This is a genomic window from Mesorhizobium sp. M1004, assembly GCF_040318795.1.
GTDB lineage: Bacteria > Pseudomonadota > Alphaproteobacteria > Rhizobiales > Rhizobiaceae > Mesorhizobium.
On sequence record NZ_JAMYNB010000027.1, the window covers coordinates 23,146 to 47,863 of the forward strand.

A 24,718-nucleotide genomic window follows, 5' to 3' on the forward strand; every position below is an offset into this window, starting at 1 on the left:
TATCTGGATGGGCAGATCGAGCTGATTTGGGGGGGCGCATCGCCGCTACGGCAAGTGGACGCCAGGAGGATTGATCGCGGCCGGCGAGAGGATCGGGCCTTCCACCGCCGCCTTCTTCCAAGCTGTCATCGCTGACCGGCCGCATCCCGAACAGGGCTTTCGCACCTGCCTCGGCATTCTTTCTCTGACCAAGAGCTACGGCAACGCGCGCGTCGACGCAGCCTGCCAACGTGGCATCCTCATCAAGGCACGCTCCGTCGCCTCGATCCGTTCGATCCTTAAGAACGGCCTTGATCGCGCTTTCCTCGACGAGACGCCCGACCATCAACCCCTGCGCCACCGCAACATCCGCGGTCAGGGCTATTTCCACTGAACCATGGAGATCTCAATGCTCACCCATCCCACCCATGAACGGCTGATTGCACTCGGCTTGGCCGGAATGGCCAAAGCCTTCGAGGAACAGCGACGATCGCCGGACCTCGAGGCCCTGTCGTTCGAGGAGCGCATCGGTCTTCTTGTCGACCGCGAAGCCGCCGAGCGCGACACCAAACGGCTCACGACGCGGCTCAAATTCGCCGCGCTGCGCCAGAGCGCATGCGTGGAGGATGTCGATTTGCGCACCCCGCGCGGCATCGACCGCGCCGTCTTCGCCAGGCTCGTCGTCGGCGACTGGATCGACCGCCATGAGAACTTGCTGGTCACAGGCGCAATCGGCCTGGGCAAGAGCTGGCTTGCCTGCGCGCTCGGCCACAAAGCCTGCCGCGACAATCGTTCGGTGCTCTACCATCGCGTCCCGCGGCTGTTCGAGGCACTCGCGCTGGCGCGCGGCGACGGGCGCTATGGCCTCCTGCTCAAGATGCTCGGGCGCGTTCAGCTCCTTATCCTCGACGACTGGGGCCTGTCGGTTCTCAGTGCCGCCGAGCGCCGCGATCTTCTGGAAATCCTCGATGATCGCCACGGCCGCGCTTCGACCATCGTCACCAGCCAAATCCCCGTGGAACACTGGCACGACGTCATCGGCGATCCCACCCTCGGCGACGCAATTCTGGATCGCCTCGTTCACAACGCTCCCCGCCTTCAACTCACCGGAGAAAGCATGCGAAAACAGAACGCTCGCGCCCACGCTCTTGACGCAGCCGCAAACACCTGAATCAATAAACAGGTCGGTCGAAGCGGCCGCTCATGATCGCGTGAAATAGCTGCTCACGATCAAATGAAATGAGCGCTCACCATCGCCTGAAATGCGTGCTCACAATCAGCGAAATGCGCAATCTGCCCATAAGGCAGGAATTATAGGCCACGCGGATCGTCCCGCAGGAGCGGCAACCCTCGACATGAGCTTGGCTGTCCGGCACAGTTCGATGGCGCTCATCACACGCCGTTCGACGCGCCCGAGACGGCCGTCATGGGCCTGTCGATACGCCTCGCCATGGCGGCGGAAGATATCCGCCACCTCCAGTCTCGCCGGCATGGGCGGGACCGGATCAGCCCGGCGGCACGACCTTGACGTTCAGCCGGTCGAGCGGGCTCGTCGTGCGCCGGATTAGGCCGTTCGAGACCTTGGTGTAGCGCGCCGTCGAGGACAGATTATTGTGGCCGAGCAGCACCTGGATAATGCGAATGTCGGTGCCATTCTCCAGCAAATGCGTGGCGAAGCTGTGCCTGAGCGTGTGGACCGTCACACGCTTGTCGATGCCGGCGGCCGCACGCGCCAAGCGGTAGGCCGAATACAGCACCTCCTTCAGCTGAGGCAGAACGTACGCGCGCGTTTGAGGTGCCGCTGCGAGAAGTTTGCCGCGGGCCTCGCCGTAGGTCGCTGAAAGGGAAGAGCTCACTGAAGCGAGGACATCCCCGCCCTTCATTCGATCAAAAGAATCGCGCCCCGTTGTGGCCGCCGATCCGTTGGACACAAAGAGTATTATCCGAAGCAAAGTCTGTTCGTCCGCTGCTACATTCATCTCAATTCACCATTCCGCAGATGCCCGCAGGAATAACGGCATTGGGCCGCAGTCAGTAGCCGCGCGAAAGGTCCACGACATTTGTTAGTGCCTGACCCTTCAGGAACCGATCGAGATTATCAGCGAAGATGGAGAACACTCGCTCCGTATAATTCGTCGGACTTCCCGCCACATGGGGGGTAGCGATCACATTTGGCATGTCCCACAGCGGACTTTCCTGCGGCAGTGGCTCTCGCTCGAATACGTCAAGCATCGCACCGGCGATCGCGCGGCTCTGCAGTGCCTTGATCAGTTCGGCTTCCACTATGACACTGCCCCGCGCGATGTTGATCAGAAATGCATGGGGCCTGATGCGCGCGATATCGGCCGCCCCGATGAACCCCACCGTATCCGGCTTCGCCGGCAGCGCCAGGACCACGAAATCGCAGAGCGGCAGCATTTCCTCAAGCGCACCAGAGGGGAACAGCCGGTCGACACCATCGATGGGGACGGAGACATCCCGTTTCGAGCCGACCACCGTCATGCCCGCGCTCTTGGCGCGTCTGGCGATGGTCCCTCCGATCGCGCCCAATCCGACGACGCCAAGGGTCTTGTCTGCCAATGGCGCTATAAAGCGCGGATTCCATTGCCGATCCTTCTGCTCCTGCAGAAATCTCCGGAAATCCCAGTGCAGCATTGTCACGCCGGCCATTACATAATCCGCTATGACATCGCCGTGGATACCACGTGCATTGGTAACCTTCAGATGGCCCACCCTCTCGCGAATTGGAAAGATGGAATCGATCCCTGCGCCGGTGCATTGGAACCAGCGCAGCTTCTTCGCTTTATCGAAGACCTCAACGGGAAAGCGAAAAGCAAGCAGTGCATCCGCCTCACCTATGTGCCACTCCAGCCTGTCAGAGTCGGGCGCCGCCAAGGCACGAACCTGTGGGAAACGCTCGCGAATGAGTTGGACGTAATGCTCCGCGGCTGGATGATTGATCACAATGGTCAACCCTTGGCTCTCAACGGCCATGGTTATGTCTCCCTAAACAAGCAAGCTTGAAGGACTTCACGCCTTGCCTCCCTTGCCAAAGCAACGCCGCTCAGCCCTTATCCGCAGTATGGACAACGATGGAGCGGACGTTCCAATATATTTGTCGCCTTTCGCCCATCTCGTTTCGAGATGGCGGCACTGCCAGTCATGACGCAGCTGAGGCCCAGCGTTCCCACTCTAATCATATCAAAGATCGCATACCCCGATCACGATCCAGCAACCGTCAACGCCACCAACGGCTAAGTCAGGATCGTACCCCGCCCCGTGCCTTCAGCAATCGGAAGGTCGTAACACTGATCGCGGAGTCGCGTTGACGCTGACGCGATAGAGCCCGCTGAGACGGTCAAGGCCCTTTCGGCCGTCCGTATCCCAGATGTACATGCCTTCTGCACCGGCGATAATCCGGTTTGGCGTCTCGCCGAGCCTGTGCTTGGCTAGGTGCGTAGACGGATGAAAGACGAAGCTTCGATCCTTCTCCCGGAAATTGCTCCGTTCCTAGATTGCTCAAGCGCATCGTCCCGATCCTCGCGCTCAGTCGGCGGAGTACACTCGGCCAGCCGCTTTTTAAAACTAGCATGATGCACGTCTTAGCCGACCAATCGCGGAATTGACCCTCAATCGTCGTATGACACACGAAGGCAACTGACGCAACACGGTAAACTTTAAACCTTTGTTTCCAATGTTGTACTTATTAAAATATTACGCAACGTACACTTCAAATAAAATAGCTCTATCCGTTGCGGTGATCTGATAAAGCTTTGGCGGTGCCGGTGTGCTGAGGACGGCGCGCAGAGTCGCAGCCTAGAGCCGGCAGCTTTGTGCACCAGTGACCAAATTTGGTGCAAATGGCTGCGGAGAAGAAACCTATGGAACGCCCCCGATGACTCAATTTCGTGGGCTGCCGACCAGAGTGTCTGGCCAGTTTTCTTTGGTCCCATCGATGCATTTCACGACGGCAGCCGGGAAGCTAGCGGTCGAGTTCGGCCGATTTCTCGACCAGACTGATGGCGTTGCTCAAACCGAGCAGTTGTTCGACGTGTTATCTGCTTTTGCCCTGAATTTCGAGTGCCCGTGGATCGCCTATGGCTCTCTGACGCCCAACCAAAAATTGTTGAAGCCGGACCGACGCGATCCGGCACTCATGCTGAGTTATCCTGATGAGTGGCAGGAGCGCTACTTCGAAATGGGTTATGACCGGATAGATCCTCTCATCAAGAAGTGTCGAAAGCGGGCAGGCGCCTTTCGATGGAGCGAGGTGTACAACGATGCAAGCACGACTGAAGATGAACGGCGCGTTTTCGACGAGGCTGCGACGTTCGGCTTAAGGTCAGGCATCAGCGTTCCATTGCACGGCCCCGGTGGCAGGTTTGCGATCATGAGCTTTGCTCAAGCCTCGGACCGCGAATTCGAAAATAGAACAATTACCTATTTGCAATTTGCGGCGTTACATTTCCATCTGAGGGTCGCGAAGTTCGCGAATTCGAGTGGCAGCGAGGAAGCTCCTGACCTTTCTCTAAGAGAAAAGGAGTGTATTCTGTGGACGGCGAGAGGGAAATCGTCGTGGGAAATAGGACAAATTTTAGCGATTTCCGTAAACACCGTCAATTTCCATATAAAAAACGTAATGCGAAAACTGGATGCTGCTAGCAGAACGGTCGCTGCTATAAAAGCCGTAAACTCCGGAATAATCGAATTGTGAGAAGCCTGAGTGCCACTGTAGTTCATCCGCGGCGATTAGAGTATCCGTGTTGGTCAAGGGAGGGTTGCGGACATTTTCGGTCATCCCTGATGAGTGCGTTTGCCAGCACGAGAGCTTTCGCATTATTGCTGTAATAGCGACCTTTGGGGCTTGCCGGTCTTTTTCAGGCTTTTGTATTTTGCCTTGAGCGGTGGATTGAAGCGCACTGCCACGAGAGCTGGCATATAAAGGGCCTGCCGCCCCCCTGCCGCTTGCAAAGCCGAAGAATCTTGCTGAGGGACGTCGACGTCTTCTGTGGATGGCTCCCGTATTGCAAGAGGTAATTCGCTGTTCTGGCGCATTGGTCGGGTGCAGTCTTCTGTCCGGCCTGTTCATGCAGCCGTTCGAAGCTGCTGGCCTTGATGGGGTCGGCGAACAAGGTCCCAATCTGCTTTGCAGGCTCTCACGCCTTCGACATCGCATGGGTTGTCCCTGTTCCCGGCCTGACCGGTCTCGCCATCACATCGCGTCGCTCTTACAACCTCATAGAGCCGATTGATCGGCTCGATCTGATTTCTGCTTCAGTGTCTCATCTTCTGTGCAACTTACGCTGCAAGGTTCGGAGCATGACGCGCTTGATAGGTTTCGCCGCGCGCCATGATAGCCCACACCACGCGGGCCATCTTGTTTGCCATGGCTACGCTCGCCACACGCGCTGGCTTCCTGGCCAGCAACGCGAGGAGCCGCGGATCCGCAGCCTCGGGCTTATGCCTTGCCCGCCGGATCAGAGAGGTCGCGCCGATCACAAGGAGCTTTCTTAGGTACCGGTCGCCCATCTTGGTGATGGGCCCGAGACGGTCCTTTCCGCCGCTCGAATTTTGCGAAGGTGTCAGCCCGAGCCAGGCGGCAAACTCTCGACCCGAGCGGAACTGACCCGGATCAGCAACCGAGGCCGCCAACGCAGTGGCACCGATCGGGCCAATGCCAGGTATGGTCGATAGACGCCGTGCCACTTCATTCGTTCTTTGCTGGGCAAGGAACGACCGGGCGATATTCTGGAGCCGGGCATGGGTGTCGAGCACCTGCTCGCACAGGAGACACAGAATCTGCAGTGCCATTGCCGGTGCGTCCAATGTGGATTTCTTCGCGGCTATCTGGCGCGCCAGCTTAAGCGCCCGCTCCAAACCTTGGGGAATGTCGATGCCGAACTCAGCCAACAAGCCGCGGATCATGTTCACGAGTTGCGTGCGCTGCTTGACCAGAAGATTGCGTGTGCGGTGAAGCGACAGGGCCGCCTGTTGCTCGGCCGACTTCATCGCCACGAAGCGCATGGTCGGGCGTGTCACCGCTTCGCAGATCGCTTCCGCGTCCACCGCATCATTCTTGCCGCGCTTCACATAAGGTTTCACGTAGCTCGGCGGCATCAAGCGGACCTCATGGCCGAGCTCCGTCAGTGCTCGAGCCCAGTGATGTGACGTCCCGCAGGCCTCGATCCCGATCAGGCAGCGCGGCAGCTTGGCGAAGAACGGCAGGACCTGCGACCGCCGCAGGGCCTTGCGTACGACAACGCCCCCAGACGCGTCGACGGCATGAACCTGAAAAATGCGCTTGGCCAGATCAAGGCCCACGGTAGTAATCTGCATGGCGGATGGCTTCCTTTGCTCGGGTTGCCTGACAGTAAACCCACTGTGGCACTGTGATGCCGGGAGCGGGAGCCATCCACCTCATCTGCTTTTGGATCCATTCCCCGGCGCAGACAAAGACCATGCTTGGCCCTTTGCCGGCCTGAACGCATCCTCCAGTGCTGGCAAAATCGCTGTCGACCGACAGGATGAACCCGCTGGCGCATTCAACCGGCTGGCCATCCAAGCTTGCAATCGTCCACTCGAAGAAGGATCGGCCGGAGATGGAATTCGCGAGGCGAAGCGGATCCACGAAGGATGAAAGGCTGAGTAGCGAAAATCCGGGAAGTGCAAGGTTGACCAGTCGGTTTACGCCAGCGCGTCACCTCGTATTTGAGTGCCACTTCCGCAACGCGCAAGCCCGCATGCTACGATCCGCGCCTTCTCCGCCTGTGAGCACTGCCACCGCCCTGTCGGACCTGCGAGCATTCAAGGCGGCCGGCAAAACCCACTGTTTGAGCCGTCGGAATGGACGTCCATTTCGCCGTCTGTCTCCACGCAAACACCCCGTCCAAAACGGGGACTTCTTCGCATGATCAGCCCAGGCTAAGCAGGTGGGGTCGTGGCCGGACGAAAGCACCGAAGTGCTTACCGCTGCGAGGACTTCGGTCTACGTTCGTTCCAGCCTGCCGTTGCTCTGGGCGGTTCGCAGATTGCGGCGCGTTGGAGCGCCCCGAAGTACGGAGATTTGGGACAGGGAGGGCGTTATGTTGATTCAACGGCGGCAAGGGCGCGCTTGCGGTCGGCCCACTCGCGACCTCAGATTGTTGATACGGTTGTAGTGCAACTCCAGCGCCTCACTCACGACGGCTGCGTACGGCTTGCTGAACGCGAGTGCTGGACACCTTCGACAACTGTTCACAAGAGAATAGCCCGAAACCATTCCGCGTAGCCTGCTTTGATCTGGCCAAGCAGCACTCTAACAACTTCTCGGCGTATGTCCCAAATGGACCGACACTGGCGAGGACCTGAAGCCAAGCATCCATCTAATCGGCGGTTCATAATCCCGATGGCCCTGTTCGATGGGATTGTTATCAGGCATGAATAGGCGCGACGCGCCAATCCGTATTTTCTTGCACGGATGGATCGACTAGCGTCCCCCTACCGGGATTGGGGTGTCGGGAGCACGCATGGCGGGCGGGCCGAAGTATCTGATGAACTGAGAGTTCGAGTTGTTATCTGGCCGCCCCCTTCGACTTGCCCGGTTGCGCTGCGAGCGCGGATCCGTAGTTGTCGTGTAGCCCGCCGGCTCCCAAGTTTGCTGAACCTGGAAAGGAGCCGGGAATGAGAACCATTGCCCTTGATGTCCACCGATCATTCGCCCAAATGGCGATCTTGGACAAAACAAAAATCCGGGATGCGGGGAGGATCGATCTCGAACGCAGCCGCCTGTTGCAGTTCGCAATGAAGCTCAAGCCGGACGAGATGGTCATTGAGGCGACATGCAATACAAGTGCGATCGTGCGATTATTGTCGCCTTTTGTGGGCCGGGTGGTCATAGCCAATCCGATCCTGGTCCGGGCCATCGCCTGGGCCAAGGTCAAGACCGACAAGATCGACGCGGCAGTGCTGGCGAAGCTTCATGCGAGTGGCTTTCTACCCGAAGTGTGGATGCCGGACAAGGAAACCGAGACGCGTCGTCGCGTGGTAGCGGAACGAACGCAGCTCGTCTCCCAGATGACTCAAAAACCGAATCCATTCCGTTCTGCACGCCAACCTGATCCCGCACCCTGTTCTCAAAGCGGGGCAGGGCTTGGCTGGAGGCTCAGCCGCTCGCCGAGCATCAGCGCCGAGTCGTCTTTCGCCATGCCGGTGAACTCGATCGCTTTGGTGGTGAGCTTGCACAAGTAGACAAGAGTCTCGCGCAGACGGCCCTCCAGGAGCATCGGGTCACGCGACTGATGACGATCACCGGCGTGAACGTCACCTCGCGCTGAGTATCGTGGCGGCCATTGGCGATGTCGAACGGTTCTCATCACCGGAAAAGCTTGTCAGCTATTTTGGGCTCAACCCGCGGGTCCGTCAGTCCGGCGACAAGCCGGCCTATCATGGCCGCATCACCAAACAAGGCCGAGCCCACGCGCGATCGATGCTGGTCGAGGCGACGTGGGTCATTTCCGGCGTGCCTGGCCCGCTGCGGGCCTTCTTCATGCGCATCCGCGACAAACGGGTAAGCACGTTGCCGCGGTCGCGACTGCGCGCAAGCTGGCGGTCATCGTCTGGCACATGCTGACCAAGGGCGAGGACTACATCTGGAGCCGCTCGGCGCTCCTTGATTGGAAGCTCCGAAAGCTGGAATTGACCGCCGGCTATCCGCGGCGGCAGGGCAAAGGGATCCGCCGCCGACTACAGCAACAAGTCGGTGCGCGACAGCGAGCGCGAGACGGTCGGCAACGCAGAGGAAGCCTACCGTCGCTTCGTCGCTACATGGGAACAGCAATCACCGAAAGGGCGCTCGGGCGCCGCACATGAGGTGCGACGATCATAGGCTGCGCGACAGGGTTGCAACCTCGACCCTGCTCTTCGCCACGCGGTCACCCGAGCCGCGAAAGAATAGCAAAATCAGCTTCGCCGAAGGCCGTCCACCGGTGATGATGACGAACGGCCAAACCGGCACCCACATTGCAACCCTCCGAAATCACAACGCTTGCAACACAGGCTTCAAATAACTTCACAGCATCTTCACGACCGCAAATCACTGACAGTGGTACTTTCACGGCAACTGTCTAAGGCCGGCGCGGCGAACAATGCTGTGCTGATTTACGCAGGAACCACCGCACAGCACTCTATGCAGGAGTCGACAGCCAATGAGAAGAAGAGCGCTCGTCCTACTTGAAGGCACAAGAAACACTGGGCCGCTGTTCGTCCAAGCTGCCCGACGTCTTGGTCTTCATCCAATTGTCCTATCGGCTGATCCAGCTCATCACAAGGATCTCGCGGCGGAAGGCAATGAGGCAATCCGTGTGGATACAACCAATCTCGATGCGCTGATCGGCGAATGTGCCCGACTGCATACGACCTACGACATTGCTGGCATTACCAGCTCCCAGGAATCGGTCTATGCGACGGTCGGCAAGCTCTGCCGGCATTTCGATTTACCGGGACCGAACCCTACGTCGATTGAACGATGCTGCGACAAATTCGCTCAACGTCAGCTCCTAGCGCATGCCGGCATTCCAATGCCTGCTTATCACTTGGCAACGGATGCGACGGATGTGGAAAACTCTGCTGCGGAGATCGGGCTGCCGGTGATTGTAAAGCCGGCCGTGGGCAGCGGCAGCGAGGGGGTCCGATTGTGCCGCAGTTTCGATGAATTGGCCGAACATACCACCTATCTGTTGGGCGGCAAGCACGTATGGCGGTCGTCGCCAAGGATACTGGTCGAAGAATTTGCAGAAGGCCCGCATTATTGGGCTGACATAATGGGAGATGAGATCGTTGGGATTGCCGCCCTTGCCTTCGGCAGCGCACCGCATTTCGTCTATCGTGAGTGCACCTATCCGGCCGTGCTGACTGATGACGAGCGTGATCGCATTGCAGATGTTTCGCTGAGGTGTTTAAAAGCTCTTGAGCTTGGCTGGGGGCCAACCAACGTTGAAATCCGGTGGACGAAGCGTGGCCCGGTCGTCATCGAAGTCAATCCACGTCTTGCGGGTTCGCCCGGTGTTGAACTGGTTCAGCTAGCTCTCGGCGTTGATCTCATAACCGAGCATATCAAGCTTGTGATCGGTGACGAATGGAATTTGCGCAGAAGCCGTTCGGAAACTGCGGCGGCGCGGTTCCTTGTTCCTGAGCGCGATGGCACCCTGGATTGGATAGATGGCGACAGTCAGGCGGCTGCTGTACCTGGCGTCGCCAAGGTCAAGTTGTCTCTTGAACCCAATACGGCGATCGTCAGGAAAGGCGATTGGGAAGACTTAATCGGACATGTCATCGCCAGTTCACCCCACCTTGCCGAGACTGAGGCGATACTTCAGCGAGCCGTCGACTTAATCAAGTGGTCGATTACACCATTTTCCATTCTTGGCGAGAAGGAATACCTGGGCCCCTCGCGCTTCCCCGCGAAGGAAGGTGGCGCCGGGTAAGAGGTGCTCATCGCCGAACTTGTGCAGTCTATCCTGTGCCACAAATCACCCCAGCTCTACCATCCTCTCCGGTGGAGCGCCCAGACGCACTCGTCGGCTCGGCGGTGGAACCGGACGGGACCGAGTTCTACTTGTGATAGACTCGCTCTTGTCGCACCGGGAACCAGCAAGTCCGTAGATCGTGTCGTTGGCCTCGCGTTGTACGGCCAAATCGTCGACGCGGTGATGGCCGATCCGTCATGCTTGCAGTGGGCCCGAAACACGAGCGGTCTCCGGCGGTCTCAACTGGCACCCCTTGGGCTTGACTATACCGCCATGCCTGATTGAGAGCGAGCGTTGGTCAGCGGCGGCTCCAGAGCTGCCTGACAAACCCCTAAACCTGATAGTACGCTTCACCTCTTTGCAGGCGCGGCAGTGTCGTATCGATCTGAATCCTCCCCACCTCCGGGGCGGCCACCAAGCAATCCACCAAAATTCATCGCTGAACCGGTGCATAGCGCGGCGCGGATCGCGCTAGGCGCTGTTCTCGGGCTTAAGCGTGTCATTGAAGAGACTCCTGATCAAGTTAAACTGTGACGAACTGGCGCTCAACAATCCATTTGGAGATCTCAGCAATCTCCCTGATCTCGGACCGGAGCAACACGTTGAGCGGGTGCTCTCGCGCCTTCTGGGTTGAGGGACTGGCCGCCCCGCACAGGCCGTAAGTCATGAGAGGTTTGCATGCCCATTGTCAATCGCGTGGCTGATCTGCATCACGATACCATAGAATGGCGGCAGGGCGCTCCACCAACATCCCGAGCTCCTTTGCGATGTCCATCGCGCTCAAGGAAAAGAACCAATGGTGCAACGGCTTGTGAAGGCATGGCGCATGGAAATGGCAGGGTTGATCATCCTCAATGGCGATTGGATGAAGAGCTGGCTCCCTGCGCCGCGACGGAGGGAGATAGGGGCCATGTCGGCCCCATCGCGCTCGGTAACATTCCTCGCTTAGACAATAGCGGGGTCAATTTCTCATTTCGCCCGACACTCCGGCCTGTTGCTGCGGCGCTATGGCCGCTGGCCCTGATGGTATCCGCTGATCCTTTGGCCTGATCAAGAGAGCGAGCTCGAAGCTCCGACTATGCTGCAGGCGTTGGGGATCTGTCCTCGTCTGTTCCCATCACGTCATTGTCACCCTCGATTCCGGCTCGCGGCCTCGGCCGATCCTGCTGTTACGTCGGTGTGCCGGCATAATGTGTTGCGTCGCGCATGAGTGCGAAGGCGATACGGGCGAGTTTGGTTGCGGTCGCCACGGCGACAAGGTTGAAGGGCTTGGTTTCCATCAGGCGATCCGCCCAGTTTCTCAACGCATCGCCGGAACGCTTGCGATGGAACAGAACGGCATGAGCGCCGATCACGAGCAGCTTGCGCAAATATCGGTTACCCATCTTGGAGATGCGCCCCAGCCGTTCCTTTCCGCCTGAAGAGTTTTGCCTTGGTGTGAGCCCAAAGAAGGCGGCGAATTCGCGCGGTCCTGAGAAGGCGGAGATATCCTGGATGCTTGCGGCAAGCGCGGAGGCAGTAATGGGGCCGATGCCGGGAACGGTCATCAGACGGCGTGCCATTTCATCAGTCTTGGCGGGCCACCAGAAGGTCGCGTACCTTGTGATGCATGAGCTGTAGAAGTTTGTACTTGATCGGACAATTGGCGTCTGAGAGTGGTCCGTTTTGCCTGTCCGATGGGATCAGGCAGCGATCATTTTTCTCCTTCGCCAGCGGGGCGGTGTCAAGGAAGGTCTGCATCGGCGTCTTCGCGCCGCCGAGCTCGGGCGACAACTGGTTACGGATGCTCGTCAAAGCCAAGCCTGCCGCACCCTCGTGTCGATCCCCGGCATCGGCGTGATCACCGCGACCTCTTTCGTCACCGCCATTGAGGATCCAAACAACCTCAAGAAGTCTCGCTCTGTCGCTGCTTGGATCGGCCTGACAACCCGCCGATACCAATCGGGAGAAGTCGATTATGACGGCCATATATCCCGGCGCGGGGATCGACATCTGCGAGGGCTTCTCTACGAAGCCGGTCATCCTGACACGCTGTTCGACCGAAACCGGCCTACGTACATGGGGTCTAAAGCTCCGGGAGAGGATCGGCTTCAAACGAGCCGCCGTGGCCGTGGCGCGCAAATTGGCGGTGATCATGCACACGATGCTCAAGACTGGCGAGCTCTTCAATCCGAGTGCAGGAGCCACGGCGTAAATCCAGATAGCGTTCAGAATCTGAGCGCCTGAGGCGCCCCCTGCCGGGACGTGAGCCGAGCCATTCCGCTGATGGGGTAGCACCGCGGTCTCAGCAAAGTGCGACGTCCACATTGAAGGCTCGTCCCGCGAAGCTCCATAATGCGGCGGCCGATGTCGACCGCGAAGACAACCATGCACCCGGCAGCGCCGTATCAACGCGATAGATGCTTGACGCCCAAGCTGCGATTAGACAACCCCATCAAGAGAGCCTGTGAGGGCGGTGGCCTTCAACCAGAAGACCCTCGCCAAATGGCGGGAGCGGGCCTCGATGGCCGATCTGCCGACCGGTCCGAGAGAGCCGAGGTCGACGGTGCTCTCGCCCGAGGAGGCCGTCATCGTCGCCTTCCCACAAGGTGGCCGGCGTGCGAGAGGCGATCGAGACGACCGGCGCGAGGCTCATATTCCTGCCGCCCTACAGCCCCGACTTCAATCCGATCGACGCATTCTCAAACTCAAGGCTCTCATGCGCGCCGAAGCCGAGAGGGCAATCAGCCCTGTGAAAAGCCGTCGGATCGCTCGTCGACCTCTTCACCCAGCCGAATGCCAGAACTACTTCAAGGCCGCAGGCTACGATCCGGACGTGTTCTAGAAGACCACCCACCTTCACCGGGCGCTGCTCCTTGCCGCCATGACACCGGCAGAGCGGACGTGACCTTCGATGCAATCTCGTGATTTCTGAGCGCTTGGCGCATTGGCTCATCCATTAGCTCGATCGCTGGAGCGACCAAATCCTGATTATAGCAGACATCCTGATTTTCGCCGTATATAGACCGAAAATCTAGCCCATAAACAGGCATTAACGATTCGATAAAGCACTGCCCTGCCGTAAGGTTAAATGTCACTTCGCCGGCAACTCTTCTGTTTGCCACATTCGCAAACTCGTCAATACAATGTACGACTGGATCTATTCTGCCAGACACCATAGACTGAACCCAGCGCGTCTCAAGGTAACGCTTCGTTGATAGCTCGATTGAGGTCAACGAAGCGTGTTCGAGAATCTTGTGTGCCTTGATTATCAATGTCGCAGCAGGAGATTCATGGATTTCCCGGACCTTGACGCCGGACGCTCGCTCTTCCAAGTGATCGTGCAGACCAATGCCATGGGCTCCTACGAATGTGTTTAGCATCGTGATGGCCTCCACAATGTTCGTGACTTCAGTTCTCCCGCTCTCGTTGCCAAATTCGACACGCGCTGGAAGACCCGCGTCGAATTCAATCGACACGCGTCCTCGCCCGCTTGCCAAAGGCGGCAGCTTAACCCATGCGAGAGCCTCCGAAGGAAGCGAAAAGCTTAAGTCATCGAGCGAACCAGCCTCGATCTCCCTTCCCCACATATTTTCGTCGACACTGTAAGGGCTGTTTCGGGTGGCGGATACCGGGATTTTATGTCTGCGTGCAAACTCAATCTCCCGATCTCTATCGAGTTGGTTATTGCGGATAGGCGCAAGGATCTTCACGCCTTCCAGGCGGGACAAAAGTGCATTGTCGAACCGAAATGAATCATTGCCTCGCCCTGTCGCGCCGTGGGCGATGATCCTCAAGTTTCTCTGCTTTGCGATATCGACCGCGCAATCGCTGACAATCTGTCGACTCAATGAAGACGCCAAAGGATGCCCATCGAAATAGCACGCGTTAAGTCGGATAGCCTTCGATATATATTTAGTGTAAAAATCTGACTTGACGTCTTTGAAAATATATTCTGCGCCAAGATCAACAGCCTTTCTACCAATTTCTTCAAAATTTTCCGTTTGGCCGACGTCGCACGTTAATGCAATCACTGATCCTTTGAATTCCTCCTGAATATATCGAATACAGCATGACGTATCGAGCCCGCCAGAATACAGCAGGAGGCATGCCGAACCGTCCGGAGCATCTCCCGGCTTTAGGACGTAATCTGCTACGTATGCTTGCGAGCCCACCCCAAAGAAATCGTCATTCATATTTGTTACTCCTAAATTAACATGTTTCTAGGCTATCTTAATTCCGATGAGGAGAAGGGCGGGAGCTCCAGAGGACGTTTGGTGGCAGTTGCGGCTTACATGTTCGCTGGTTCCTCCCGTTGAGATGGAGTTGGGCTCAGCGATAACGGCCCACAAACTAACAGGCGATGGAATTCTCGAAAACTACCAAGCAAGGTAGGTGGCAGTGTTGGGCGCGCTCGCAGTGCCTGACTTCGAAAGATCATGTCGCGTGGCGTAGAATGAGACGAGCGGCGAGGGTGTGGCATCTTTCGGCGCTGTTAGAACGAGCTCCTCAGAAGGAGGCGCCCTCGCGCCCTTCCTTCGGGGCGTGCGCGGGCGCCAGGGCACCACAAAGCGCTCGTAACTCTCCTCGGCCTTTTTCGGGCGATGTTCATGTCGTGACACTGCTTGCGTCAGAAGACAACGACATTGGGCGCGCCCTAGGCGGCAAGGGTCGGCGGCGATTGCAGCCGATTCACCGCGCCTCGCACGGTGCGCGCGCGAGAAGAATACCACCACGCGGAGCACAGTCTTGTCGATCTCATCCGTCGGGCGGAGCTTGGCGCGATACGCCTTCGGGAAGATCGCGTTAGGCGAGCTCATCAGGTTCGGACATCGTCCATGATCGTAGCCAGCTTCGGCACCTTCGGCCGGATTTGGTGGGCGACTGCGCGCCATTGGAGGCGCGCCGCATTGGCATTTGCGCTTGCAAGGGCCGGCATCGATCATGCTCCGTCCCAAGAGGCCCCTCCGGCATTCGGCAGCGACCAGGATGCTGCGGATCGGTGTCACACTGGGCATCATCGGAACCGAGCTTCTCTAACGGTTGTTCGCCACTTCCGCCGATTACGCAAAGGAAGACAGCGACATGTTGGCCCAGATTGCCCAGGCCGGGTAATGTGTCATGTTGTGCCAAGATTTGCGTCCCTTGAATATGGCAAAGCTCGGCGCAAGACTGCCCGTGTCGGGTCCAGCCGGGTCCAGGGCTACCGTAAACTGGGCCGGATCAATCGCTTCACGCGGCCCAGCAGCGACACGCATCGCCCTACAGGCCGGTACCATGAGCTGACCGCCGACCCAGCCATGGCCGCTCGACTTTCTGATGGAGCGCTAGGATGAAGCCGGGCCGATCAATGTCGGCAACGGCCGCTCGGCCTCCACCAGTTGGTCGCGGAACCGTCTGGATGGCAAGGAGAATTTGACTTCGATCATTCCAAGCGCGACGGCACGCCGGTGGAAGCTCATGGATTCGAGCCGCTTGACAGCACTTGGTTGGCGGCCACGGATCGAACTACGCGACGGTCTCCGTCAAATGGTAGACATCTACGGAAGCACCATTGCTGTTCAACCAGCCTCGTTATGCTCTGGTGAGTTGGTCGGTCGGCAATTTCCGTCAGCAAACTTTCCGCACATCTAATAGACCAGTCTCCTCATCGAAAACCGAACACCGGAGCGCGGACTTCATACTATCAAGTACGCCCTGGTCGCGAGGGGAACACGACGGCGACGGTGCGTCGTAGTCGGCTTCCAATTGTCTAGGCTTGTCGGTGGTGCTCCGCTTCGTCGATGTAGGCTTCAAGGTATTGGGCTTGGGCATTGACGAGAACCGTCGAGACGGACGTCGTCATCATCTGTGTGCCAACGCCGCTCAGCAAGAATCGCGAACCCGATCTCAGCTTCGTCGCCACTCCGACCGAGTCGATCGCGACATTCCGTCGCCGACCAACGAAGAGATTCAGCCTCGCATCGCCGTTGCTGACACCAGTTGGTGGCGGAGCTGTCCGGATGGTAGAACTTGAATTCGATCGCTCCAAGCCCGACGGCACGCTGCGGAAGCTCATGGATTCGAGCCGCCTGACAGCACATTGTTGGCGGCCGCGGATTGAAATACGCGACGGTCTCCGTCAGATGATGGACATCTACGGAAGCACCATTGCTGTTCAACATCCCTCGTTATGATCTGGTGAGCTGGTCGGGCGGAAGTTCTCGTCAGCTAACTTTCCGCACATCTAGTCTAAGTCTAGTGCGAGCAGATTTTAAGGATGTGCCACAGATCAGCTTGCCGCCGATCTCGAACATGGGCTTGCGCCGAAGGTGGGGTTCCTCGGAGAGTCGGGTTCCAAGGCAAGATTACAGCTTTCATTATTGGCTTCATTTCTGGCTCTCCGGACGTTGTCGCCTGGCTTCGCGGCAGGATTGCTCCGCCGGCGCGGCGAAGCGTATGGGCTTGAACAGAAACTCCCGAGCATGCGGATAATCCCCGTCAAAGACGGGGCGGTCGAACGTAGCGGCCGCGACGTAGTCGGCCTGCCCAGCTCCAAAGGAGGCCATGACACTGGCTTGGTCAAGATGATACTGGCTCTCTGGCTCGATCAGTATCCACGCTTTGGCCAGATCAGCGCAGTTCTCAAGTCCGAGGGTTTCCACCGCCACCGCGCTACCGCCGGGAAATTCTCCTATCAGCCATGGAAGACCGAGCGCTCGCGTCCCGAGCATATACAGCAGGCTCGGCGAGCCGCCAGTGAGATCGACCACCGGGGTACCAACTTCGAGGCCGGCCGCGCGAGCCTGGGCTCTGGCCGTAGCCAGATAGTGGTGGAGGGCTTCCGAGAGCACCAATTTTCCACCGCCCGGCATGGACACGACAGCTGTATAAGCGCGCAGATCTTTCGCCTGACGCAACGGGTTGAGGACGCTATCATTGATGACTGATGCAGTGAGCAACTGTGCCAACACCGTCAGGGGCAATAGGGTGGCGAGGCTGCGTCCCTGTTGCGCAAGAGGGCTGAGGAAAGCAACGACCGCGAGCATCCAGAACAAGGCGTCGAAGGCACCCAGGTACCAGTAATTCATGTTGGAGCCCAGTGCGAACACGTGCGGCAGGACCAGAAAGGTTAGCGCTAGAGCGATGCTGCTGGCAGGCTGGGTGCGCAGAACCAATCCCTTACGATAGAGCATCGCGCCCAGGCATGTGAAGGCCGGCACCAGGAATAGGGTTGAGGGCTGAATGCTGATTGGATCGATCCCCAGCAGCGCAATCGCTATTGTTATGATCAACACCGCAGCGAGAGCCAGCGATGGGAGCAACTTGTCCCTAGACCCCATGAGAATGCTGAGCAGAAGAGCTACCGCCAGTAACACAGCCATGGCGACTTGCGAGCGACTAGCGGCGAGCCAGTCGATCCGAAAGCTGCGAAACACCTCGTGCCCGGCACCCAGCAGGATTTCCATCTTTGCGCTGTTAACCATCCGGGTCACCAGCCCGGTAATGCCGCCGTCGATCAAGTAGGCGGTCATAACCAGCAGAGCGAGAGCGACCAGCGCCGCGCCGAGCATGGGCAGCAGCGACTTTCGGCGTAAAACGACGACATAGAGCAAAACGACGAGGGCAACGGCCGCAGCGGTGGTCGGCTTGGCCATGAAGCAGCACCAGCCGCCAACGCCGACCAGGATCCAACCCAAGACTGGGCGCATGCGCCCTGGTAGGTCGGCTAGCAGCAAGCCGATCGTCACGATCAAGAGCGATTGAAAGGCCAGTGCGTAGTAGCTGGGGATGAGCAGCCGGAGCCGAAAGACGAGTGATGCCATGCTGGCGATCCCTGCCGATAGCACCGCCGCCTGCGGCCAGCCGACTGTCCAGAGGCGCTGGATCACAAGGAAGCTCAGAATCCAGCCCAGCGCCATAGTAAACGTGACGTTCGCCATGCGAAGCACTGCAACATCGCCACCTGCCCACTGATACGGCAAGTAATAGACGAAGCCAAAAAGGGACGGCGGACAATTGATTGCGTAGCGAAATGGGTTCGCGATGGAGTTGAGGTAGAAACCCTCGTCCTCGAGATAGAAACCGTAACTGCTGTAGTATAGCAACCAGGCGAAAAGGATTGCTGTGGTTACGGCGGACAGAGCCAGCAAAATCCGCTCCAGCAAGACTGACAACGTCCTTCCCTTGGCAAAGTGGTTCTCTCTTGGCATAGGCCCTTCCTGCCAACCTCCTAGAGGAGGCCCATTTCAATGGATATTAGCGTCAAGGAGCTTCTAACCGACCTGAGCCCCCCAATCGCCTACAAGAATTGGTAGTCCGATTCCAATGTTTGGACCGCTCGTGGACGAAGGCTCAAATTCTCGGATGCCCAAAAGGGGCTTTATGGGCCATGACGGAGCCGGTTGCGGACATCTGCTGGAAGGCCGGGACCAGTCAGGCGACCTATTTCAATAGAAAGAAGAATTACGACGGATCCCTGCCGACGGAGATGCGGCGGGTAAAGCAGCTCGAGGAGCAGGGAGGAGAACGGCAAGCCGAAGAAACTGGTGAGTGACCTATCGCTCGACAGACGCGTAGCCAATCTCTCATAGAGAGTGACGAGGTGGGAAATCGCGCAAACCACGGCTGATCCTTGTCCGATTTCTGACAACGATACAACGGCTGTCCAGTTCAAAACACCGGTCACTGTTTGCGGCGTACAAACTTTTTGGAAGCGAATCAGAAGTTTAACGCGTGCGAACGGCCCTGGCACGACCGTTGCTATTGAGATGCAGCAACACTGAGTGAGGGCTGAGTGCACGCGCAAAACGAGTGATGCTCTCCTTTCCTTGATAACGGTGCGTCCCCGTTCTGAGGGAGAAGCGAGCTCGCGCACGAAGTCGTTCAGTCGTTTGGTCATAGCTTTGGAGAGCAACATGACGCTGCATGTGGAGTCCGTCGTTCCTCCGATCGAGCTGGCTGCGGCCAGCCCCTCACGAGCTCCAGTCCGGGAACGAGCGGACACTCTCGAACGTGCTGGGACGATCCTACCCGCCATCAGCGGCGGAATGCTCCTCTTGGCGGCTTGCTTCCTCGCCATCAAGAATGATCTGGAGCCGACGCCGGAAAATGCTGCGTCGGGCGCGCCCGCCTATGTGCGAGAGCATGGCGCGTCGGGCAATGTGTTGAATGCTGACAATCTGGGAGGAACGCTGATTCTTCATGGAATCAAGACGTATATCGACACGCGGGCCGATCAGCTCTTCCTCGATGGGTTTGCTAGCGAAGATTACAAATCCGGAAGCAGTGCAGGAAAGCCGGTTCTCGAAAAGCTGATCGCGGAGCACGACATTGCTTGGGCGTTGCTCGCGGCCGGGACGGGCGCATCCCCTCCTTCTATGAACTCGGAGGCTGGCGGCAAGCATACAAAGATGATAACGCCGTCATCTATCTACGGGAAGGCAGGGACAAGCGAATTCGAGCCGAGCCCATAGTGGTGGCGAGACCCAAGCCTTTCGAGATCATCGTGCCATGCGCCAAGCTTGGTCCGTCTCTTCGCTACGTTCTCGTTGGCTGCGTCAACACGTTTGTCGGCCTGTCGGTGATCTTTTTCTGCATAAGCTGGGTGGCAATGCCACCCATTGCCGCAAATGTTTCCGGATATGCAGTAGGCTTATTTGTGAGCTTTCTGCTGAACCGGCGATACACCTTCCGGAGCAAGATTCCGATCGCAGGAGTTTGGCGATTTTTGATGATAATGCTGCTTGCTTATTGCATAAATGTCTTGGTGGTACTTGCGGCCACTGCCTGGCTTGGCTTCGGTGATTATATTGTCCAAATTCTAGCCGTAGCAAGCTATCTCATCGTAGGTTTCTTAGGGAATAATCTCTTCGTCTTCAAGGAAGGCGAATATGAAGCGAAATAGTCGTGGATTGACGCCTCGTGCGGGTTTGGGGGTGGTGATGAGTTCGCAGAGAATATCTGGGCTGATTTCATTGGTAGTTCCGGTGCTGAACGAGCGGGACGCGATCGCACCGTTCCTCCGGCGCGTCATCCCGTGCCTCGAAGAGGCTGCCCGGCGGATTGGCAAGTGGGGGACTTACGAGATCGTGTTCGTCGACGATGGCAGCACGGACGCAACGCTGGCTGCGCTTTCCGCCGAACGGCGAAACAATTTCGCCGTGAAGGTTGTCGTGCTTTCCCGCAATTTCGGCAAGGACGCCGCGTTGGCGGCGGGGATGAATTATGCCTCGGGGGACGCCGTCATTCCGATCGACGTGGACCTTCAGGACCCGCCGGAGATAATCCCGCAGCTGGTTGATAACTGGCTGGAAGGCGCGAAGATCGTCAACGCGCTCCGCACCGACCGGACGGCGGACACGGGGCTGAAGCGGCTCACTGCGCGGGCCTTCTATTCGGCCTACAACCGGATGGCAGAACGACCGATACCCGCGGAGGCAGGCGATTTCCGCCTGATCGATCGCGAAGTGATTGACGTCCTGAAACTCTTGCCAGAGCGCGCGCGCTTCATGAAGGGATTGGTCTCCTGGGTCGGGTTCCCGACCGAGGACGTCCGCTATGTGAGGGAAAAGCGCGAAGCTGGCCAGACCAAATGGAACTACTGGAAACTGTGGAATTTCGCGCTCGACGGTGTTACCACCTCGACCACAGTCCCCGTGCGCCTCTGGACCTATCTCGGCGCGGCGGTCTCCACACTTGGTTTTGGCTATGCGGTCTTCATCCTCCTGCTGACGTTGATAGCCGGCCGCGATGCGCCGGGCTACGCATCTCTCATGGTCGCAATCCTGCTTCTCGGTGGCCTCAATCTTCTGTCGCTGGGCATTCTCGGTGAATATATCGGCCGCATTTTCAACGAAGTGAAAGGAAGGCCGCTGTTCATCGTCCGCTCCACTATGGGGATCGATGCTGGATTCCGACAAGGAAGCTGATTCCGGAGATGAGCGATGGACAGAATCATCTATGAGCGCTTGGCCGCCAACGAAGAAATTCATTGGTGGTTTACTGGCCGCCGCGCCATAATCGAACGTCTCCTTGTCCAGCTTGGTCTGCCGCCGAAGGGCGAGGCACGAATCCTTGAGGCGGGGTGCGGAACTGGCGGCAACCTAGATCTTCTGCAAAAATTCGGCGCAGTCGACGCCGTCGAATTCGACGCTGCCGCGCGCGAGATCGCACGCCGCAAGAGCGGCCTCAAGATCGGCTTCGCGGCGCTGCCGGACCAGCTTGAAGCCCAGGATGGCAGTTACGACCTGATCGCGCTGCTAGACGTGGTCGAGCACATCGAGCAGGATGTCGCCTCGCTTACGACTCTGAAGCCCAAGCTGCGGCACGCAGGCGCGATCTTAATCACGGTGCCCGCGCATCCGTGGATGTGGTCGGCACATGACGAAGTGCATCACCACAAGCGGCGGTATACCCGCGCCGCCCTCAGATCGGCGATCGAACGCGCCGGCCTGGTGACCGCGGATATTGGCTACTTCAGCACGTTTCTGTTCCCGCTGGGCTTGCTGCGGCGGCTAACAAGCAAACTGACCGGCGGACAAACCCATGACGACATCCCGCCGGCAGCCCTTCTAAACCAACTCTTTGCCGGGATGTTCGCCTTCGAGCGTCACCTAGTGGGGCGGGTTCCTTTGCCGATAGGGCTATCCTTGTTCGCAGTGGCCCGGCGGCCCGAGGACAATTTTCCGGTTTGATCACAACCCTGTTTGCCAGCCCCACATTTGTTCGCGCTTACAAATATCTGAGGCCTAGCTAGTGTCCGTCATAAACGGCAACATGTTGATATTGTTGTGGGAATCTCACTTGCGCAGGCAAGGCCCGGCGGTTTCAGGTACACTTTGGTCTCATGCCATCCATGCAGCAGGGCGTATGCCCGCCATTGGCAGCCGGTCCAGGCGATGTAGAGAAGCGCGTCCACGACCGCCCGAAGTTCTGTCGTCCGCGGTCGTCCCGTTGTCTTCGTTCCCGGCAGGAACGGCTCGATCAACGCCCACTCCCTGTCCGTCAACGCGTTTGCATCTCGCTGCCCCGCGCGGCAATATCGCCGGCGGGTGGTTTCCGTCCAACCCATGTCGTGATCCCGTTCAAGTCTAGACAACTCAAACGAATCACAACGGACGGGGCCACTCAACCGCTTCCACCCCCAAAACCGAGTTTCGGGTCAGGCTCTAAGAGGCGTGTTTGCTTGAGGTCTGCTGCGTTCTCCAAAATTCCAGAAGAGCCCCGTCGCTATTTCCAGCGCCTCATTCGTCATCGAGACAAAGCAACCGGCATGCGGGTTGCTGCGATAAGCTACCAATGCTTATCGAGCCGAACTGCATCTCCCGGGATTAGAACGACCGGAATGCGGTCGACTACGATCATGCCAAGCATAGTACGTCATGAACGATCCGCTCAATGTTCATGGTTGCTCCAAAGTGGCGCGAAGCTGAGCTCTGATCTTGTCACCTCGCCTCGACGGAGCAGCGATATGCCGCCCATCGGAACGAGCTGAGGCACGTCTGAAGATTCATTCCTGACCTCATCATCGTCTGACGGCTGGTATCCAACGTCCTTGCAACGACCGAAACGCTCAGCCATCCGGCCATTTCTGCTAGCCCAGCCAGACCGCCAGATCAGAAAGAGCACGCTTGCGAAATAGGCCAACTGAAGGAGCAACGAACAAGCCAGCGTCGTGACGACTACTGTGCGGATGGAATGAGAAGCGAAGTAGACAATCAGAGCGTTGCTGCAGAGGACCAGCCCCAGGACGCGACAAAAGATTTTTAAGGACAACGCCGTTCTCCTGGTTTTGTCTCCTCAGATCATGCTGCGACCTGGTCGGCCGCAACATGGGTCTGGCAGTTCTTCGGGCAGACGCGGGCGCAGGCTCCGCAGCCAATGCACCGGCCGGCACGATCGACGACCATGATCATGCGATTGAGCTCGCCATCGAAATCGTCCTCCTCGCCGTCGCAGGCGCCGAGGATTTCACCCACGTCATCGACGCCGTAAAGATGCATGACCTCGCGAGAGCAGACTTTGAAACAGCGGCCGCAGCCGATGCAGGTCGTGCCGTCTATAGCGGTGAGATATTCCGGCACCCATCCGGAGCCGTCGCGGGTGGTGAATGTGCTCGTCATCGCAACTTCTTCATTGCAGCGAGCTCTCTCTTGGCACCATCCAACTCGGCAAAAACGGCGGACGTTTCCTCGGCAACTTCCTCTATCTCCCTCCATTTTCCCGTGAGATTCTCTGCAAGGTCGCGCAATTTCATCTTGGCAACTGCCGCGCGCAGCTGAAGCTTTCGGACTTTCTTCCCTATCTCATCTAGGTTTGACATAAATCCTTCCTCAAAATCGGTTTCATCAGGCCGGCGCCACGTCGGAATAGGCTTCGATGGCTGCAGTCGCATCGTCGACCAGTTTCGTACCGGCCTCCGCGAGCTTCCTGAACGTCTCGAAGCCGAACCGGTGGATGTCTCGACAGAGCGACCAACCGCCCGCCAGTGAAGAGCAATCGTCCGAAGCCCCATGGGTCTCATCTCCATCGTTGGCGATGTCATCAGGCCAGAGCGCTCCTCGATCCTTAAGCCCGACGGCCGTGTAGAATATATCGACCCTCCACAGCGACGCGCGGCTCGGGGCGGCCCATTCCACGCAATTGATGTCCTCGTGGCCGACCTTGAACACCTCCTCGACTGCGAGATCTTCCACGCAAACTCGCGTCGAACATCACTTCCGCCGCAATGCGGCCACAGGTCATGAAGATTCGAGCCTCGATCCTGCTGCAAACAATCGACTAAGTGCTGCATGGACCCTCCTTGCTGCGGCCACGCCAGGGAAATGGACGAATTGGCCAGTAAGCCATTTCGACCAATTACCCTTTTTTATCTTTCCTCCTCGGCCGACCGCGCCTTGGCACCCTTCGGGAAATTGTATTGCGCAGCCGCAAAGAGAGCACCGCAACAAGCCTTGGCACCCCCTGTACTTGGCGAGAGCCTGCAGCAAATCCGGCAGATGCTGCTCTTTCGATTCGGCCGGGATAGGCTCCGGACCGTCCAGCGACGTCAGTGCCAGTTCGACCAACTCGATCGCGCGATCATTGTTGCCGTTCTCGTGATAGTATCGGGCGACCGCGGGATAGGACCGGAACTTAGGGCTGTCCCCTTGCGGGGGATTCAGCGCGAGGATTTGTTCGGACAGCTCCTTGCCCATCGCGAAGCGCTCAGCAGATGGAATGTGCGAATGGTCATGCGCTGGATGGAAGAGTTGGTCTAGCGCTGCAAGTATCCAATC

Annotated in this window: 17 protein-coding genes and 14 pseudogenes; 15 read left to right on the forward strand and 16 right to left on the reverse strand. The window is 58.2% G+C overall.

The features are described 5' to 3' along the window. Nucleotides 1-34 precede the first annotated feature (34 nt). Together NKH54_RS31245 and istB are read left to right on the forward strand one after the other, a co-directional pair. A pseudogene (locus NKH54_RS31245) lies at nt 35-373 on the forward strand (IS21 family transposase); the annotation flags it as partial. Nucleotides 374-388: 15 nt separating this feature from the next. After that, nucleotides 389-1,150, forward strand: a complete 762-nt coding sequence (istB, locus tag NKH54_RS31250) for an IS21-like element helper ATPase IstB (protein ID WP_353029641.1) — start codon at nt 389-391, stop codon at nt 1,148-1,150. 133 nt (nt 1,151-1,283) lie between these two features. On the opposite strand, the pseudogene NKH54_RS32585 reads toward istB, so the two are convergent. The 4 genes and pseudogenes from NKH54_RS32585 to NKH54_RS31265 all read right to left on the reverse strand — a co-directional run. Continuing rightward, a pseudogene (locus NKH54_RS32585) lies at nt 1,284-1,471 on the reverse strand (transposase zinc-binding domain-containing protein); the annotation flags it as partial. 13 nt (nt 1,472-1,484) lie between these two features. Further along, nucleotides 1,485-1,739, reverse strand: a pseudogene (locus tag NKH54_RS31255) (tyrosine-type recombinase/integrase); the annotation flags it as partial. Nucleotides 1,740-2,010: 271 nt separating this feature from the next. Continuing rightward, on the reverse strand, nt 2,011-2,973 hold the full coding sequence (locus NKH54_RS31260; protein WP_353029642.1) for a D-2-hydroxyacid dehydrogenase: 963 nt from the start codon (nt 2,971-2,973) through the stop codon (nt 2,011-2,013). 333 nt (nt 2,974-3,306) lie between these two features. Next, nucleotides 3,307-3,508 (reverse strand): annotated as a pseudogene (locus NKH54_RS31265) (aspartate aminotransferase family protein); the annotation flags it as partial. Between the two features lie 312 nt (nt 3,509-3,820). Between NKH54_RS31265 and NKH54_RS31270 the strand changes: the two are divergent. Next, a complete protein-coding gene (locus NKH54_RS31270; protein ID WP_353029643.1) occupies nt 3,821-4,693 on the forward strand; it encodes a LuxR family transcriptional regulator in 873 nt (290 codons plus the stop codon). Nucleotides 4,694-4,715: 22 nt separating this feature from the next. Here NKH54_RS31270 and NKH54_RS31275 read toward each other — a convergent pair. After that, nucleotides 4,716-4,932, reverse strand: a pseudogene (locus NKH54_RS31275) (hypothetical protein); the annotation flags it as partial. A gap of 345 nt (nt 4,933-5,277) precedes the next feature. Continuing rightward, nucleotides 5,278-6,315: an IS110 family RNA-guided transposase gene (locus NKH54_RS31280; protein ID WP_353029644.1), complete on the reverse strand. Its 1,038-nt coding sequence runs from the start codon at nt 6,313-6,315 to the stop codon at nt 5,278-5,280. A gap of 1,323 nt (nt 6,316-7,638) precedes the next feature. Between NKH54_RS31280 and NKH54_RS32590 the strand changes: the two are divergent. From NKH54_RS32590 to NKH54_RS32595, 3 genes and pseudogenes are all read left to right on the forward strand, one after another. Continuing rightward, nucleotides 7,639-8,842 (forward strand): annotated as a pseudogene (locus NKH54_RS32590) (IS110 family RNA-guided transposase). A gap of 319 nt (nt 8,843-9,161) precedes the next feature. Next, on the forward strand, nt 9,162-10,439 hold the full coding sequence (locus NKH54_RS31295) for an ATP-grasp domain-containing protein (RefSeq protein WP_353029647.1): 1,278 nt from the start codon (nt 9,162-9,164) through the stop codon (nt 10,437-10,439). Between the two features lie 868 nt (nt 10,440-11,307). Beyond that, complete coding sequence (locus NKH54_RS32595; RefSeq protein ID WP_502907584.1) at nt 11,308-11,430, forward strand: hypothetical protein; 123 nt, start codon at nt 11,308-11,310, stop codon at nt 11,428-11,430. A 220-nt stretch (nt 11,431-11,650) separates the two neighbouring features. On the opposite strand, the gene NKH54_RS31300 is transcribed toward NKH54_RS32595, so the two are convergent. Further along, nucleotides 11,651-12,043, reverse strand: coding sequence for an IS110 family RNA-guided transposase (locus NKH54_RS31300; protein ID WP_353029648.1), 393 nt, complete (start codon nt 12,041-12,043; stop codon nt 11,651-11,653). A 181-nt stretch (nt 12,044-12,224) separates the two neighbouring features. On the opposite strand from NKH54_RS31300, the pseudogene NKH54_RS31305 reads away from it, so the two are divergent. The 3 pseudogenes from NKH54_RS31305 to NKH54_RS31315 all read left to right on the forward strand — a co-directional run. Further along, a pseudogene (locus NKH54_RS31305) lies at nt 12,225-12,675 on the forward strand (transposase); the annotation flags it as partial. Between the two features lie 240 nt (nt 12,676-12,915). Further along, nucleotides 12,916-13,062, forward strand: a pseudogene (locus tag NKH54_RS31310) (IS481 family transposase); the annotation flags it as partial. Then, nucleotides 13,061-13,305: pseudogene (locus NKH54_RS31315) on the forward strand (transposase); the annotation flags it as partial. The pseudogenes NKH54_RS31310 and NKH54_RS31315, both read left to right, overlap by 2 nt. On the opposite strand, the gene argG reads toward NKH54_RS31315, so the two are convergent. Both argG and NKH54_RS32600 read right to left on the reverse strand, forming a co-directional pair. Beyond that, nucleotides 13,271-14,656 carry an argininosuccinate synthase gene (gene argG, locus NKH54_RS31320; RefSeq protein ID WP_353029649.1) on the reverse strand — a complete coding sequence of 462 codons (1,386 nt, stop codon included), beginning with the start codon at nt 14,654-14,656 and terminating at the stop codon, nt 13,271-13,273. The pseudogene NKH54_RS31315 and the gene argG overlap by 35 nt on opposite strands. Before the next feature lie 552 nt (nt 14,657-15,208). After that, a pseudogene (locus NKH54_RS32600) lies at nt 15,209-15,393 on the reverse strand (IS256 family transposase); the annotation flags it as partial. 880 nt (nt 15,394-16,273) lie between these two features. On the opposite strand from NKH54_RS32600, the gene NKH54_RS32605 reads away from it, so the two are divergent. Further along, on the forward strand, nt 16,274-16,636 hold the full coding sequence (locus NKH54_RS32605) for a hypothetical protein (protein WP_502907583.1): 363 nt from the start codon (nt 16,274-16,276) through the stop codon (nt 16,634-16,636). A 192-nt stretch (nt 16,637-16,828) separates the two neighbouring features. On the opposite strand, the gene NKH54_RS31340 is transcribed toward NKH54_RS32605, so the two are convergent. Beyond that, a complete protein-coding gene (locus NKH54_RS31340) occupies nt 16,829-18,652 on the reverse strand; it encodes a hypothetical protein (protein ID WP_353029650.1) in 1,824 nt (607 codons plus the stop codon). Nucleotides 18,653-18,840: 188 nt separating this feature from the next. Here NKH54_RS31340 and NKH54_RS31345 point away from each other — a divergent pair. The 5 genes and pseudogenes from NKH54_RS31345 to NKH54_RS31365 all read left to right on the forward strand — a co-directional run. After that, nucleotides 18,841-19,018, forward strand: a pseudogene (locus tag NKH54_RS31345) (helix-turn-helix domain-containing protein); the annotation flags it as partial. 339 nt (nt 19,019-19,357) lie between these two features. Then, nucleotides 19,358-19,915: a hypothetical protein gene (locus NKH54_RS31350; protein ID WP_353029651.1), complete on the forward strand. Its 558-nt coding sequence runs from the start codon at nt 19,358-19,360 to the stop codon at nt 19,913-19,915. Nucleotides 19,916-19,917: 2 nt separating this feature from the next. Then, nucleotides 19,918-20,346: a GtrA family protein gene (locus tag NKH54_RS31355; RefSeq protein WP_353029652.1), complete on the forward strand. Its 429-nt coding sequence runs from the start codon at nt 19,918-19,920 to the stop codon at nt 20,344-20,346. Beyond that, nucleotides 20,333-21,370 carry a glycosyltransferase family 2 protein gene (locus NKH54_RS31360; protein WP_353029653.1) on the forward strand — a complete coding sequence of 346 codons (1,038 nt, stop codon included), beginning with the start codon at nt 20,333-20,335 and terminating at the stop codon, nt 21,368-21,370. Before NKH54_RS31355 ends, NKH54_RS31360 begins: the two co-directional genes overlap by 14 nt. A gap of 15 nt (nt 21,371-21,385) precedes the next feature. Next, the gene (locus NKH54_RS31365) at nt 21,386-22,135 is read left to right on the forward strand and encodes a class I SAM-dependent methyltransferase (protein ID WP_353029654.1); all 750 of its coding nucleotides are present in this window, start codon (nt 21,386-21,388) and stop codon (nt 22,133-22,135) included. Between the two features lie 179 nt (nt 22,136-22,314). On the opposite strand, the pseudogene NKH54_RS31370 reads toward NKH54_RS31365, so the two are convergent. The 6 genes and pseudogenes from NKH54_RS31370 to NKH54_RS31395 form a co-directional block, all read right to left on the reverse strand. Continuing rightward, nucleotides 22,315-22,512: pseudogene (locus NKH54_RS31370) on the reverse strand (transposase); the annotation flags it as partial. Between the two features lie 323 nt (nt 22,513-22,835). Further along, on the reverse strand, nt 22,836-23,216 hold the full coding sequence (locus NKH54_RS31375) for an exopolysaccharide production repressor protein (RefSeq protein ID WP_353029655.1): 381 nt from the start codon (nt 23,214-23,216) through the stop codon (nt 22,836-22,838). A gap of 29 nt (nt 23,217-23,245) precedes the next feature. Then, nucleotides 23,246-23,563 carry a ferredoxin III, nif-specific gene (gene fdxB, locus NKH54_RS31380; protein WP_353029656.1) on the reverse strand — a complete coding sequence of 106 codons (318 nt, stop codon included), beginning with the start codon at nt 23,561-23,563 and terminating at the stop codon, nt 23,246-23,248. Next, entirely contained in the window at nt 23,560-23,763 is a 204-nt protein-coding gene (locus NKH54_RS31385) for a CCE_0567 family metalloprotein (protein WP_353029657.1), read from the reverse strand. Before NKH54_RS31385 ends, fdxB begins: the two co-directional genes overlap by 4 nt. Before the next feature lie 25 nt (nt 23,764-23,788). Further along, nucleotides 23,789-24,064 (reverse strand): annotated as a pseudogene (locus NKH54_RS31390) (DUF269 domain-containing protein); the annotation flags it as partial. Nucleotides 24,065-24,181: 117 nt separating this feature from the next. Continuing rightward, a pseudogene (locus NKH54_RS31395) lies at nt 24,182-24,718 on the reverse strand (hypothetical protein); the annotation flags it as partial.